Raw genomic sequence first — 13,496 nt, forward strand, 5'->3', positions numbered from 1 at the left:
CCGTCAACTCTAGCCCGGCCCGCGCGAACCCGTGCCGGGACCGTCTGGCACCCTTGTAGGCATCATGGATCTGACCACCGCCACCCACGCGCTGCCCCCCGGCTTCCCCGCGGACGCCACCCTGCCCGCCGTCGTCGTGGAGCTGGGGCGGAGGTTCGAGGCCGCCGGCCACGAGCTCTCCCTGGTGGGCGGCCCGGTCCGCGACCTCTTCCTGGGGCGGCCGTCGCCGGACCTGGACTTCACCACGGACGCCGACCCGGACGCGTCCGAGGCCGTCGGCGCCGGCTGGGCGGACGCCACGTGGGACGTGGGGCGGCGGTTCGGGACCATCGGCTTCCGCAAGGCCGGCTGGCAGCTCGAGGTCACCACCTACCGGGCCGAGCAGTACGACCCGGCCAGCCGCAAGCCGCAGGTGGCCTTCGGCGACAGCCTCGAGGACGACCTGCTGCGCCGCGACTTCACCGTCAACGCCATGGCCCTGCGCCTGCCCGCCCTCGAGCTCGTGGACCCCTTCGGCGGCATGCGGGACCTGCACGCCGGCGTGCTGCGCACCCCCGGCACCCCCGAGGACTCCTTCTCCGACGACCCGCTGCGCATGATGCGCGCCGCCCGCTTCGCCTCCCAGCTCGGCTTCGCCGTGGCCCCCGAGGTGGAGCAGGCCATGACCGCGATGGCCGAGCGGATCACGATCATCTCCGCCGAACGCGTGCGCGAGGAGCTCGTCAAGCTCGTGTGCGGTGCGCACCCGCGGGCCGGCCTCGACCTGCTCGTGCGCACCGGCCTGGCCGACCACGTCCTGCCCGAGCTGCCCGCCCTGCAGCTCGAGTCGGACGAGCACCACCGCCACAAGGACGTCTACGCCCACTCCCTGACCGTGCTGGAGCAGGCCATGGAGCTGGAGGGCGAGTACGCGCCGTCGACCCCCGACCCCGTGCTGCGCCTGGCGGCGCTGCTGCACGACGTCGGCAAGCCGGCCACGCGTCGCTTCGAGAAGGGCGGGGCCGTCACCTTCCGGCACCACGAGACCGTGGGCGCCAAGCTCGTCCGCAAGCGGCTGCGCGCCCTGAAGTTCGACAACGACACGATCAAGGCGGTGGCCCGCCTGGTGGAGCTGCACATGCGGTTCTACGGCTACGGCGACGCCGGCTGGACCGACTCCGCCGTCCGCCGGTACGCCCACGACGCCGGCGACCTGCTGCCCCGCCTGCACGCGCTGACCCGCTCGGACGTGACCACCCGCAACCGGCGCAAGGCCGAGCGGCTGGCCCATGCGTACGACGACCTCGAGCGGCGCATCGCCGAGATCGCCGAGGCCGAGGAGCTCGCCGCCGTGCGGCCGGATCTGGACGGGCAGCAGATCATGGCGCTGCTGGGGATCCGCCCGGGCCCGGTGGTGGGCCGGGCGTACACCCACCTGCTCGAGTGGCGCCTGGACGAGGGGCCGCACGAGCCGGCCGAGGCCGAGGCGGAGCTGCGGCGCTGGTGGGCCGAGCAGCCGGAGGCCCAGCAGGACTGAGGCGGCGCGGCGGACCTTCCACCCGTCGTCGGGCCGGGACCACACTGGCCGCATGGCTGAGAAGAAGACCGAGAAGAACGGCGCCCCCATGGGCCCCGGCACCTCCAACATCAAGGACCCCGAGGTCTACGAGGCGCTGCGCCGCGAGGGCGCGAGCGAGGAGAAGGCCGCGCGGATCGCCAACGCCTCCGCCCGGGACGGCCGGGACGAGGTCGCCGAGCGTGGCGGCGAGGCCGGCTCCTACGCGGACTGGACCAAGGACGAGCTCGCGAAGCGGGCCCGCGAACTCGACATCGAGGGCCGCTCCACCATGACCAAGGACGAGCTCATCGAGGCGCTGCGCGACCACTGACCGGCGCCCGCACCCCCGCTTCCGGGGGCAGAACCCGGTGCTTTGGGAGCGGAATACCGCCGGAAACCGCCCCCAACGCGGTGGGTGGGTGGGGGATGGCCGGAGGCTTTGGCCCATCCAGGTCCGGATGGAATGATCGACCGCTGTGAGTTCCGACCAGCGCACCGCGCCCGTGCCCCGCCATGCCCTGTCGCCCCAGGACGGCGTGCCCGCCGTCAAGGTCGGCACGCGGGTCAGCCGCGGCCCCGGCCGGGTGACCGCCCTCGACGGGCTGCGGGGGATCGCGGTGCTCGCCGTGCTCGTCTTCCACGCCTGGCCCACGTTCCTGCGCGGCGGGTTCGTGGGCGTGGACATGTTCTTCGTGCTCTCCGGCTTCCTCATCACCACCGGCCTGGTCCGCGGTGTGGACGCGGGCCGGGGCGTGGCGCTGGGCACCTTCTGGATGAAGCGCGTCCGGCGACTCATCCCGGCCATGCTGATGGCGCTCGTGGGCACCACCGCGCTCGCGTGGCTGGCGGTGGACGAGTTCCCCGCGGGCCTGGGCCGCCAATGGTTCGGCGCCCTGACCTACACCAGCAACTGGGTGATGATCCTGCAGGGCGGGGACTACTTCAACCGCGCCTCGCCGCCACTGTTCGAGCACCTGTGGTCCCTGGCGATCGAGGAGCAGTTCTACATCCTCTGGCCTCTGCTCCTCTGGGGGCTGCTCCTGCTCACCTGGCCGCCGCGCAGCACGGTGAACTCGGGGCGGGTGGCGGACCGACGCCGCATCCTCGCGGTCGCGGTCGCGGCCGTGGCCTCCGCGGCGTGGATGGCCTGGGGCTCGTGGCACGGGTTCGAGCAGGCCCGCCTCTACTTCGGCACGGACACCCACGCCTTCGGCCTGCTGTTCGGCGCGTGCGTGGCGATCGGCCTGGCCCACGTGCCCCGGCCCGAGCACGGCGGCCCCGAGCCGCGGACCTCGGCCACGCGGGTGGCCGTCGCGTGGGGCGCCGTCGCGGTGCTCGCGGCGGGCTTCGCCCTGGTCGACGGCGGCCACGCGAGCACGTACCGCGGGGTGCTGGCGGGCCTGTCCGCCGTCGTCGCGTTCATCGTCTGGCACGTGGTGCAGGGTGACCGGCGCGACTCGCTTTCGCGCGTGCTGGGCAACGGGTTCCTGCGCTGGTGGGGGCGCCGCTCCTACGCCGCGTACCTGTGGCACTGGCCGCTGCTCGTGATCATGCGCGTGATGGTGCCCGTGGACGCCCCCGGGTGGGTCGAGCCCGTGGCCGCCGGCGCGATCCTGCTGCTGACCGCCCTGATCGCCGACCTGAGCACCCGGCTGATCGAGGAGCCCATCCTCCACGAGGGGTTCAGGGGCGCCTTCGGCCGCTGGGGCGCGGCCGCGCGGCGGGCGTTCACGGGCGGGGCCGGGCCGATCGGCCGGCTCGCGGCCGCCGCCACGGCGCTGGGGCTCGTGGCCGTGCCCGCGGCGGCCGTGGCCGCCGTGGTGCACTCGCCCGCGCAGACCCAGCTCGAGCAGGACATCGCCCAGGCGGAGGAGTCCCTCAAGGCCGCCGAGGCGGCGCAGCAGGCGGCCCGCGAGTCCCGTGCGGCGGAGCAGTCGAAGCGGGCCGAGGCGTCGGCCTCGGGGGCACCCGGCTCGGCCGCCCCCGGGGACGCGGAGGGCTCCGCCGGCGCGACGCCCTCGCCCGGATCGTCCGCCGAGCCGTCCGGGCTCGGGCTCGGCGACCCGGCCGTCACGCGCCCCACGTACTCCAAGGAGCAGCTCACCGCGGCCCTGCCGCCGTCTGAGCTCGGCCCGGACGTCACCCTGATCGGCGACTCCGTCTCGCTCTCGGCCGCGCCCCAGCTCATGGAGCAGCTGCCGGGGATGCTGCTCGAGGCGGAGGTGGGCTACCAGATCTGGGACGCCGCGGACGAGCTCGAGAAGCTCGAGGCGGACGGCCAGCTGAGCGACGTCGTCGTGGTGGCCCTGGGCGCCAACGGCACCACCCATCGGGGCGACTGGGAGAAGATCCTGGCGGCCGTCGGCGAGGACCGGCTGCTCGTGCTCGTGGTGCCGCACGGCCCGATGGACTGGATCGCGGACGTGCAGGTGCAGATGGAGGCGCAGGCCGAGGCCCACCCGGACCGGATCGTCCTGGCGGACTGGGACGCCGCGGCGAAGCAGCACGTCACGGACTTCTCCGCCGACGGCGTGCACCCCCGCGCCGACGGCCAGGCCATGTACGCCCAGCTCGTCCGGCTCACCATCGAGGACCGGCTCGGCACGCGGCGCTGAGCGCGGTGGCCGGGGCGGTACGCGCCCCCACGACGACGCCGGCCCGTCACCTCCACGGGGAAGGTGACGGGCCGGCGTCGTGCGCGGTCCGCGGGGACCGGGCGGGTCAGCGCTCGATGTCGCCGCGGATGAAGGCCTCCACGAGCTCGTGCGCCGCGTCGTCGTTGTGCTGCACGGGCGGGGACTTCATGAAGTAGGACGAGGCCGAGAGGATCGGGCCGCCGATGCCGCGGTCCAGGGCGATCTTCGCGGCGCGCACGGCGTCGATGATCACGCCGGCCGAGTTGGGGGAGTCCCACACCTCGAGCTTGTACTCGAGCGAGACCGGGGCGTCGCCGAAGTTGCGGCCCTCGAGGCGCACGAACGCCCACTTGCGGTCGTCGAGCCAGGCCACGTAGTCGGACGGGCCGATGTGCACGTCCTTCTCGCCCAGCTGCGCGGAGGTGTTGGAGGTGACGGCCTGCGTCTTGGAGATCTTCTTGGACTCCAGGCGCTCGCGCTCGAGCATGTTCTTGAAGTCCATGTTGCCGCCCACGTTGAGCTGGTAGGTGCGGTCCAGGGTGACGCCGCGGTCCTGGAACAGCTTGGCCATCACGCGGTGGGTGATGGTGGCGCCGATCTGGGACTTGATGTCGTCGCCCACGATCGGCACGCCCGCGGCGGTGAACTTCTCGGCCCACTCCGGGGTGCCGGCGATGAACACGGGCAGGGCGTTCACGAACGCGACGCCGGCGTCGATCGCGGCCTGGGCGTAGTGCTCGGTGGCCCGCTGCGAGCCGACGGGCAGGTAGCAGACCAGCACGTCCACCTTCGCGTCGCGGAGGGCCTGGGCCACGTCCACGGGCTCGGCGTCCGACTCCTCGATGGTCTCGGCGTAGTACTTGCCGAGGCCGTCCAGGGTGGGGCCGCGCTGGACGGTGACGTCCGCGTGGGGCACGTCCGCGATCTTGATGGTGTTGTTCTCGGAGGCGGTGATGGCCTCGGACAGGTCCAGGCCGACCTTCTTCGCGTCCACGTCGAACGCGGCCACGAACTCCAGGTCGGACACGTGGTAGTCGCCGAACTGCACGTGCATCAGGCCCGGGACCGTGTCCGTGGCCTTCGCCTCGCGGTAGTACTCCACACCCTGGATGAGGGATGTTGCGCAGTTGCCCACGCCGGCGATGGCGACGCGGATGGGGTTGGTGGCCACGGTCTGGTTCTCTCCTCGACTGTCCGGAACGGGTGCGGGCACGCGGCGCGCGCACAGGGGGCCCACACCGTTCGGCGGGGCGCTCACCCGGGGATCAACCCCGCCAGTCTACGACCGACGACGGCGGCCCCGCCCGTCCGGTGTCCGGGCGGCTTCCTAGGATGGGGGGCATGAGACCGGCCCCCGCGCACGCCGCGACCCCCAGCGAGCCGCCCACTCACGCCGCGGACAGGGCCCCGAGCGACGCCGTGACCGCCCCGGGCGCCCCCGCCGGGCGTTCCGCTGACAGCGCACCGTCCGGTGCCCTGCCCGCCCCCGGCGAGCGCGGCGGCCGCTTCCAGCTCGCCGGCGGCCTCGCGGCGAACGGCCCGGGACGGGGGACCGGCTCCTGGGCCGGGCCCGTGGCGCTGACGGGGCTGCTGGTGGCTCTGGCCGCCGTCGTGACCGTGCTGCAGAAGTCACCGTGCCTGCTGCACGGCTGGGGCGCGCCGAACGTCTACTACGCGGGCTGCTACTCGGACTGGGCCGCGCTCTACGGCGGGCGGGGGTTCGCGGCGGACCCGTGGGCGCCGTTCCGGGCGGGCTCCACGTTCGAGTACCCCGTGCTGATGTCCGTCGTGGGCTCGGTGGCGGCCTGGATCACGCAGGCGCTGCCGTTCTCGCCGGAGCAGGGCACGGCGGTGTTCTGGCTCGTGAACCTCGGGTTCGTGGTGGTGCTGTGGGCCGTCGTCGCGGTGCTGACCGTCCGGATGGCGGGGCGTCGGTGGACGGACGGGCTCATGGTGGCCGTGGCCCCGGGGATCGTGCTGGCCGGCACCATCAACTGGGACCTGTGGGCCGTGGCCCTGCTGGCGTGCGGCATGTACGCGTGGTCGCGCGGCCGGTCCCTGACGGCGGGGGTGCTGTTCGGCCTCGGCGCGGCCATGAAGCTGTATCCGCTGCTGATCCTGGGGCCGCTGCTGATCCTGGCGGTGCGCTCGCGGCGGTGGCGGCCGTTCCTGCTCGCGGCCGGGGGCACGGTGGCGGCGTGGGCGGCGGTCAACGTGCCGCTCATGGCGGTGAACTTCCAGGCGTGGTCCGTGTTCTTCACCTTCTCCGGCGAGCGCGGGCCGGGCCTGTCCAGCGTGTGGCACGCGTGGGACGTGACCGCCGCGCAGGCCGGGTGGGCGTTCGTGCCGGAGGACTCCCTCACCCTGCTGGCCTACGGGACCTTCGCGGTGTGCTGCCTCGGGATCTTCGTGCTCGGCGTGCGGGTGCGGCACACCCCGCGGCTGGCCCAGCTGACGTTCCTGGTGGTGGCGGCGTTCGTGCTCACCAACAAGGTGTACTCACCGCAGTTCGTGGTCTGGCTGATCCCGCTCCTGGCGCTCGCCCTGCCGCGCTGGCGGGACTTCTGGGTGTGGCAGACGGTGGAGGCGCTGCACTTCTTCGCCGTGTGGATGTACCTGGCCAAGGGGGTGGCCGAGACCCCGCCGCAGCACTCCATGGACGACTCCGTCTACGTGGCCGCGATCCTCGCCCACATGCTCGCGGTGCTGTGGCTGTGCGGGCGCGTCGTGTGGGAGATGCTGCACCCGGCCGAGGACCTCGTGAAGCGGGACCACGGCGGCCACCCGGACACTGACCCGCTCGCCGGTGCGTACGCCGCGGACGCCGGCCCGGGGGCGCTCAGGCCGGCCGGCCGCGGTTCAGGCGTAGTCCCAGCGGTGGATCGGGCAGTCCGGGGACGACGGCGGCGCGGTCATCCCCGTCTCGGCGGCGCCGTCCTCGCGGGGCGGCGGCGGACAGACGCACTGCGCCCCGGAGGCGGCCGTGGCCGCCTTCATCTGCTCGCGCCAGATCACGTGGGGGTCGGCGGCCGGGTCCGCGGCCGCGCCGGGGTGCGCCGGACGCGCGGCGCCGTCGTCGTGGGCGTCGTGGGCGGGGGTGCGGGCCGCGTCCCCGTCCCGGGTGAAGCCCATCCGCACGATGGCCCAGCCGCCCACGGTCCACGCCACCAGGAGGAAGACCCCCACGGCGACGGCGATCATGATGTCCACGGCGGGCTCCTCCTGCGCTGACGGGCGGGCGATGCGGCCGGGGCCGCTTTCGGGCCAGGGTAGCCGGACGGATGGTGGGGCGCGGTACGGTCGGGGCATGACCCCCGTGACTCGTGACACCGTCGCCGAGCTGCCCGCCCACCTGCGGGACCTGGCCGACTTCGTGACCGCCTCGCCCTCCAGCTACCACGCCGCGGAGGAGGTCGCACGCCGCCTGGAGGCCGTCGGCTTCACCCGCCTGGACGAGACGGTCGACTTCCCGTCGGCCCCGGGCGGCTACGTCGTGGTGCGCGACGGCGCGGCGGTGGCCTGGATCGTGCCGGCGGGTGCCGGCGCGCTGGGCCGCCACGAGGGCGCTGAGGTGCGCGCGGCCGGGCCGGACGAGGCGGGGCCGAGCGCCGCCGTCGTGCCGGTGTTCCGCGTGCTCGGCGCGCACACGGACTCGCCGGGGTTCAAGCTCAAGCCGAACCCGGCCACCGTGACGGCCGACGGCTGGGTGCAGGCCGGCGTCGAGGTGTACGGCGGCCCGCTGCTGAACTCGTGGCTGGACCGCGAGCTGCGGTTCGCCGGGCGTCTCGCCCTCGACGACGGCACGCAGGTGCTCGCCGCGACCGGGCCCGTGGGGCGCATCCCGCAGCTGGCCATCCACCTGGACCGCGACGTCAACGAGGGGCTGACGCTGAAGCGGCAGCGGCACACGAACCCCGTCGTGGGGGCGCTCGCCCCGCGCGGGGAGGGCGAGGTCGACGGTCTGGCCGCCCGCGTGCCCGGTGACGTGCTGACCGCGCTCGCGGCCGCCGCCGGCGTGGACCCGGCCGCGGTGCGCGGGCACGACGTCGTGGTGGCCGACGCCCAGGCGCCCGGGCTCTTCGGGCTGGCGGGCGAGTTCTTCGCGTCGGGCCGGCTGGACAACCTGAGCTCGGTGCACGCGGGCCTCGTGGCGCTCGAGGAGCTGGCGCGCGAGCACGGCGGCGCCGAGGGGGCGATCGCGTACGAGGGGACCGTCGCGGGCGGGGCGGCCGGTGAGGCGGCCGGCGCCCCGGTGATCCCGCTGCTCGCCGCGTTCGACCACGAGGAGCTGGGGTCGGCGTCGCGGTCCGGAGCGGCCGGTCCGCTCCTCGAGGAGGTCATGGGGCGCGTGCTCGAGGCGCTCGGCGTGGCCGGGCAGGGCCGGGCGCGGGCGATCGCGGGGTCCTGGCTGCTGTCCGCGGACGCGGGACACCTGGTGCACCCGAACTACGCCGAGCGGCACGATCCCGTGAACCACCCGCGCGTGAACCACGGCCCGCTGCTGAAGATCAACGCCAACCAGCGCTACGCCACCGACGCGGGGGGAGAAGCCGCGTTCGCCCGCTGGTGCGGCGTGGCGGGGGTGCCGTTCCAGGAGTTCGTCTCGAACAACGACGTCCCCTGCGGCTCCACCATCGGCCCGATCTCGGCGACCCGCCTGGGCATCCGGACCGTGGACGTGGGCCTGGGCCTGCTGTCCATGCACTCGGCGCGCGAGATGTGCGGCGTGCGGGACGTGGAGCACCTGACCGCGGCCGTGCGGGAGTTCTTCCGCGGGGTGTGAGGCTGCGCGTGGGGGGCGCGAGCCAGAGATTCCTGCTCCTGGATGGCCGCGAGCCAGAGATTTCGGTCGGAGAAGCGGCCGGAAAACGACTGAATCATCTGGCTCGCGCGGCGTCTCGGGCTCGACGCGCGGGTCCGACGCGCGGGAGGCGCCCGCACACGTGGACGCCCTGCCAGCGCCCCTTCGTCGAACTGCTAGGATGGGTCAGGTTGTCTGTGTGCCGCCGAAGAGCGCGGAGCATCGCACGGACGACGAGCACAGAACCTCCTGCCGCGGAGAGACCGCGGCCGCAAGCCCAGAGGAGGTGGGTTCGCATGCGTGCTTATGAGCTGATGGTGCTGATCGACCCTGAGGTCGACGAGCGCACCGTGGAGCCGACCCTGAAGAAGTACCTCGAGGTCGTCACGAACGCCGGCGGCACCGTCGACAACATCGACGTGTGGGGTCGCCGCAAGACCGCCTACGAGATCCAGAAGAAGTCCGAGGCCATCTACGTGGTCGTCAACTTCCAGTCGGAGCCGGCCGCCACCCAGGAGCTGGACCGTCTGCTGAACCTCAACGAGACGATCCTGCGCACCAAGATCATCCGTCCGGAGGAGCAGAAGATCACCGCTGAGTGATCCTCGTACCGTGTCCGGAGGGTCTGAGAGCATCGGATCAGTCCCCGACGCCCCCACCGGAACCCCGCTGAGCAGCCCCGGATCCCCGGATCCGGTCACTGACCGGCAGAACCCCCGAAGACAGGAGTGACCATGGCAGGCGAGACCGTCATCACCGTGGTCGGCAACCTCACCGCCGACCCGGAGCTGCGCTTCACCCCGAACGGCGCGGCCGTCGCGAACTTCACCGTCGCGTCCACGCCCCGCACGTTCGACCGCCAGACCAACGAGTGGAAGGACGGCGAAGCGCTGTTCCTGCGCTGCTCGGTCTGGCGTGAGGCCGCGGAGAACGTGGCGGAGTCGCTGACCAAGGGCATGCGCGTGATCGTGCAGGGCCGCCTCAAGGCGCGCTCCTACGACGACCGGGACGGCAACCGTCGCACCAGCTGGGAGCTGGACGTGGACGAGGTCGGCCCGGCGCTGCGGTTCGCCACGGCCAAGGTCACCCGCGCCCAGCGCGGCGGTGGCGGCGGCGGTGGCTTCGGCGGCGGCCAGCAGGGGGGCGGCTTCGGCGGCGCCCCGGCCGGCGGCGGCTTCGGGGGGAACAACGACGGCGGCTTCGGCGGCGCCCAGCAGGGCGGCGGCTGGGGCGGCCAGCAGCAGGGCGGCGGCCAGGCCGCACCGCAGGACCCCTGGTCCGGCGGCGGTGGCGGCGGATGGGACACCCCGTCCTCCAACGAGCCCCCGTTCTGATCCTGCGTTGACCGGGCGCGGCCCCCACGGCCGCGACGGACACGGAACACCACGGACCTCTCCGTCCGGGCGCACCTCGCCCGGAGGGCCGCCCCCGGTGGCCCATCCCACCCGCGACCCGGCACCGCCGGGCCGCACTGCACACGGCCCCGTGCCCGGCACGGGACGCCGCATGATCCCATCCCGCAGAACCGTTCTGCGGGCTCCAGAGAACTCTGAAGGAGCACCACGATGGCGAAGGCTGAACTCCGCAAGCCCAAACCGAAGTCCAACCCGCTCAAGGCCGCCAAGATCACCGAGATCGACTACAAGGACGTGGCCCTGCTGCGCAAGTTCATCTCCGACCGCGGGAAGATCCGTGCCCGTCGCGTGACCGGCGTGACCGTCCAGGAGCAGCGCAAGATCGCCCAGGCCGTCAAGAACGCCCGCGAGGTGGCCCTGCTGCCCTACGCCGGCGCCGGCCGCGGCTGATCGAGCGAGCGAAGGAAGGAACACCCAGATGGCAAAGCTCATCCTGACCCAGGAAGTGGCCGGTCTCGGCACCTCCGGTGACGTGGTCGAGGTCAAGAACGGGTACGCCCGCAACTACCTGCTCCCGCGCGGTTTCGCCACCGTGTGGACCAAGGGCGGGGAGAAGCAGGTCGAGTCCCTGCAGAAGGCCCGCGCGGCCCGCGCCGTGGCGAACCTGGAGGACGCGCAGGCCCAGGCCGCGCAGCTCCAGTCCGCCACCGTGAAGCTCGAGCGCACCGCCGGTGCGGAGGGCCGCCTGTTCGGCGCCGTCCAGACCGCCGACGTCGCCGAGGCGATCGAGGCCGCCGGCCTCGGCTCCGTGGACAAGCGCTCGATCACCCTGCCGGCGCACATCAAGTCCGTGGGCAACCACGAGGCCCAGGTCCGCCTGCACGAGGACGTCATCGCGACCGTCCAGCTGCAGGTCGTGGCCGCCAAGGCCAAGAAGTGATCATCCGCTTCTGAGCCCGTCGCGCACGCGACGCACCCGAGGCCCCGGTCCGCTCTTCACGAGCGGGCCGGGGCCTCGTGCCGTGGGGGAACATGGAGGTCATGCCCTCCGCCCCACCGCCCTCCGACCCCGCCGGCTCGACGGCGGCCCCGCGTCCGCCGCTGTGGACGCGCCCGTTCATCCTCGTCAGCGCCACCTACCTGTTCGTGGCGATGATCTTCTACACGCTCATGACCGCCATGGCGCTCTACGCCGTCACGTCCTTCGGCGCGTCGGACGCGGAGGCCGGTGTCGTGGTGGGGGGCGTTCGTGCTGGGCGCGGTCCTCACCCGCATGACGACGACGCCCGCCACCTTCGCGTGGGGGCGGCGGCGGGTCCTGCTCGTCGCCTTGGCCTGCTACGTCCTCACGACGGCGGCGTACCTCTGGGCGGACTCCCTGGCCACGCTGACCGCGGTCCGGCTGCTCAACGGCATGTGCTTCGGCGCGGCCGGCACCGTGCTGGCCACGGCCGTGCAGCGGATCGTCCCGCCCGTGCGCCGCTCCGAGGGCACCGGCTGGTTCTCCACGTCCATGACGCTCGCGGGCGCCGTCGGGCCGATGGTGGCCCTGCAGCTGAGCACCACCCTCGGCTACGACGCCCTGTTCTGGGCGTGCATCGGCTTCACGGGCATGGCCCTGCTGATCGCCCTGTTCTTGCGCGTGCCCGAGCCACCGCTGACGGGCCGGTTCCGGCTGCACCGGGCGGACGTGTTCTCCGCGGAGGTGGCGCCGGCGGCGGGCGTGGCCCTGGCCTCCGGGTTCATGTACGGCGGCATCCTCGCGTTCATGGCCACGTTCGCGCAGCAGCAGGGCTACCCGGCGATGGTGCCGAGCCTGTTCTTCCTGCTCTTCGCCGCGGGCACCATCGTGGGCCGTGCCGTCCTGGGCGTGCTGCACGACCGGCACGGGGACAACGCCGTCGTCTACCCGATCCTCGCGGGCATGGCCGTCTCCTACGCGGTGCTGGCGCTGTGGAGGGAGCCGGCGGGCATGCTCGCGGCCGGCGCCCTGCTGGGGCTGACCTACGGCCCGTGGCGAGCGTGTTCCAGACCATCGCGATCAAGGTGGTCCGGCCCACCGAGATCGGCGTCGCCACGGGCACGTTCTTCCTGCTCCTGGACCTCGGCACCGGCCTCGGCCCCATGGTGCTCGGCGCGGTGGTGGCCGCCGTCGGGATCCCGGTGATGTACCTGCTCTCCGGCGGGGTCGGGGTGGCCCTGCTGCTCTACTACCGGCTCGTGCACGGCGGCCGGGCCATCGCCCGGCGCCCGCCCCCGGCCTGAACCGGGCGGCGCGCTCAGGCGGGCCCGTGCCGGCGCGCCTCCTCGACGGCGCTCGCGACGCCGCTGTGCCACGGCTCGCCGTGACCGGGCAGGACTGTGCCGGCCCCCGTCGCGGCGAGGGCGTCCAGCGAGCGCAGGGCGAGGCCGCTGTCGGCGGTCGCGGCCCCGGCGATGATGCGCGGGCCGCGGCGACCGGTGTAGGGGTCCAGGGTGACGAGGGCGTCGCCGGAGATGAGGACGTCCCGGTCGGGCAGGTGCAGGGCGCAGTGGCCGTGCGTGTGGCCCGGGCTCGGCACCACTACGGGGCGCCCGGGGACGAGCACCGTCTCCCCCGGGGTGAGCTCGGCCGTCGCCCTGACGCCCTTCACCGCGAACACCCCGGCGGCCACCATCGAGCCCAGGATCGGCAGCGCGGCCGGGTGGCGGAGGGGGTAGAGCGCGCGCGGGTTCTCGTGCGCGTAGGAGTAGGGATGGGCGGCGAGGTAGTGCTCGGCGCGGTGGGCGTACACCGGGACTCCCAGCCGCTCCACGAGGCGACGCGCGGCACCGACGTGGTCGAAGTGCGCGTGCGTGAGCACGAGGGCCTTGATGTCCTCCGGGCGACGCCCGAGCGCGCGCACGGCGTGCCCCAGCGGACGCCACACGGCGGGCAGGCCGGCGTCCACGAGGGTCAGCCCGTCCGTGTCCTCGATGAGGTAGCAGTTCACGTTCGCGTGCTGGACGAGGTGGATGCCGGGGGCGACGGGACGGGCGGTCATGACGGAACCTCCAGGACGGTGGGCGGGTCGCACCGCCGGCCCGGCGCGGGCCTCGGCGGGCGGTTCGAACCCCCAGTGGAGCATCGGCGCGCGTGGCTGCGATAGGGCTCAGCGTCCCGCACCGCCCGACGACGGCGCGCCGCG

At 73.7% G+C, this 13,496-nt stretch carries 13 protein-coding genes; 11 read left to right on the top strand and 2 right to left on the bottom strand.

Going from position 1 to position 13,496, the window contains the following annotated elements:
• Positions 1–64: 64 nt before the first annotated feature.
• The 3 genes from ACUXPL_RS06295 (at position 65) to ACUXPL_RS06305 (ending at position 4,152) form a co-directional block, all read left to right on the top strand.
• Positions 65–1,516, top strand: coding sequence for a CCA tRNA nucleotidyltransferase (locus tag ACUXPL_RS06295; RefSeq protein ID WP_049158932.1), 1,452 nt, complete (start codon positions 65–67; stop codon positions 1,514–1,516).
• A 52-nt stretch (positions 1,517–1,568) separates the two neighbouring features.
• Positions 1,569–1,868 (top strand): DUF7218 family protein, encoded by a 300-nt coding sequence (locus tag ACUXPL_RS06300; RefSeq protein WP_049145041.1) that lies wholly within the window; start codon positions 1,569–1,571, stop codon positions 1,866–1,868.
• 145 nt (positions 1,869–2,013) lie between these two features.
• Entirely contained in the window at positions 2,014–4,152 is a 2,139-nt protein-coding gene (locus tag ACUXPL_RS06305) for an acyltransferase family protein (protein WP_454182622.1), read from the top strand.
• Positions 4,153–4,258: 106 nt separating this feature from the next.
• Here the strand turns inward: ACUXPL_RS06305 and ACUXPL_RS06310 are convergent, their stop codons facing one another.
• Positions 4,259–5,344 carry an inositol-3-phosphate synthase gene (locus tag ACUXPL_RS06310; protein WP_336639663.1) on the bottom strand — a complete coding sequence of 362 codons (1,086 nt, stop codon included), beginning with the start codon at positions 5,342–5,344 and terminating at the stop codon, positions 4,259–4,261.
• Between the two features lie 170 nt (positions 5,345–5,514).
• On the opposite strand from ACUXPL_RS06310, the gene ACUXPL_RS06315 reads away from it, so the two are divergent.
• From ACUXPL_RS06315 to ACUXPL_RS06350, 8 genes are all read left to right on the top strand, one after another.
• Complete coding sequence (locus tag ACUXPL_RS06315) at positions 5,515–7,404, top strand: glycosyltransferase family 87 protein (protein WP_454182624.1); 1,890 nt, start codon at positions 5,515–5,517, stop codon at positions 7,402–7,404.
• A 76-nt stretch (positions 7,405–7,480) separates the two neighbouring features.
• Complete coding sequence (locus ACUXPL_RS06320) at positions 7,481–8,956, top strand: M18 family aminopeptidase (protein ID WP_454182626.1); 1,476 nt, start codon at positions 7,481–7,483, stop codon at positions 8,954–8,956.
• Positions 8,957–9,270: 314 nt separating this feature from the next.
• Positions 9,271–9,576: a 30S ribosomal protein S6 gene (gene rpsF, locus ACUXPL_RS06325; RefSeq protein WP_002857790.1), complete on the top strand. Its 306-nt coding sequence runs from the start codon at positions 9,271–9,273 to the stop codon at positions 9,574–9,576.
• Between the two features lie 132 nt (positions 9,577–9,708).
• Entirely contained in the window at positions 9,709–10,308 is a 600-nt protein-coding gene (locus tag ACUXPL_RS06330) for a single-stranded DNA-binding protein (protein ID WP_135039565.1), read from the top strand.
• 231 nt (positions 10,309–10,539) lie between these two features.
• Complete coding sequence (rpsR, locus tag ACUXPL_RS06335; RefSeq protein WP_002857788.1) at positions 10,540–10,779, top strand: 30S ribosomal protein S18; 240 nt, start codon at positions 10,540–10,542, stop codon at positions 10,777–10,779.
• Positions 10,780–10,807: 28 nt separating this feature from the next.
• Positions 10,808–11,269, top strand: a complete 462-nt coding sequence (gene rplI, locus ACUXPL_RS06340) for a 50S ribosomal protein L9 (RefSeq protein ID WP_002857787.1) — start codon at positions 10,808–10,810, stop codon at positions 11,267–11,269.
• Positions 11,270–11,557: 288 nt separating this feature from the next.
• Positions 11,558–12,496, top strand: a complete 939-nt coding sequence (locus ACUXPL_RS06345; RefSeq protein WP_454182628.1) for an MFS transporter — start codon at positions 11,558–11,560, stop codon at positions 12,494–12,496.
• Positions 12,454–12,594, top strand: coding sequence for a hypothetical protein (locus tag ACUXPL_RS06350; protein ID WP_454182630.1), 141 nt, complete (start codon positions 12,454–12,456; stop codon positions 12,592–12,594). The genes ACUXPL_RS06345 and ACUXPL_RS06350 overlap by 43 nt, the downstream gene beginning before the upstream one ends.
• Before the next feature lie 14 nt (positions 12,595–12,608).
• Here ACUXPL_RS06350 and ACUXPL_RS06355 read toward each other — a convergent pair whose 3' ends face one another.
• Positions 12,609–13,352 (bottom strand): MBL fold metallo-hydrolase, encoded by a 744-nt coding sequence (locus tag ACUXPL_RS06355; RefSeq protein ID WP_454182632.1) that lies wholly within the window; start codon positions 13,350–13,352, stop codon positions 12,609–12,611.
• Between the last annotated feature and the right edge of the window lie 144 nt (positions 13,353–13,496).

The organism is Micrococcus sp. 140720015-1 (genome assembly GCF_053627595.1).

Bases quoted from the DNA above. Each gene is read 5' to 3' on its own strand.
- rpsF (WP_002857790.1), top strand. From the start codon at position 9,271: ATGCGTGCTTATGAGCTGATGGTGCTGATCGACCCTGAGGTCGACGAG.
- ACUXPL_RS06295 (WP_049158932.1), top strand. From the start codon at position 65: ATGGATCTGACCACCGCCACCCACGCGCTGCCCCCCGGCTTCCCCGCG.
- rpsR (WP_002857788.1), top strand. From the start codon at position 10,540: ATGGCGAAGGCTGAACTCCGCAAGCCCAAACCGAAGTCCAACCCGCTC.
- rplI (WP_002857787.1), top strand. From the start codon at position 10,808: ATGGCAAAGCTCATCCTGACCCAGGAAGTGGCCGGTCTCGGCACCTCC.
- ACUXPL_RS06300 (WP_049145041.1), top strand. From the start codon at position 1,569: ATGGCTGAGAAGAAGACCGAGAAGAACGGCGCCCCCATGGGCCCCGGC.
- ACUXPL_RS06350 (WP_454182630.1), top strand. From the start codon at position 12,454: ATGGTGCTCGGCGCGGTGGTGGCCGCCGTCGGGATCCCGGTGATGTAC.
- ACUXPL_RS06320 (WP_454182626.1), top strand. From the start codon at position 7,481: ATGACCCCCGTGACTCGTGACACCGTCGCCGAGCTGCCCGCCCACCTG.
- ACUXPL_RS06330 (WP_135039565.1), top strand. From the start codon at position 9,709: ATGGCAGGCGAGACCGTCATCACCGTGGTCGGCAACCTCACCGCCGAC.
- ACUXPL_RS06315 (WP_454182624.1), top strand. From the start codon at position 5,515: ATGAGACCGGCCCCCGCGCACGCCGCGACCCCCAGCGAGCCGCCCACT.
- ACUXPL_RS06355 (WP_454182632.1), bottom strand. From the start codon at position 13,352: ATGACCGCCCGTCCCGTCGCCCCCGGCATCCACCTCGTCCAGCACGCG.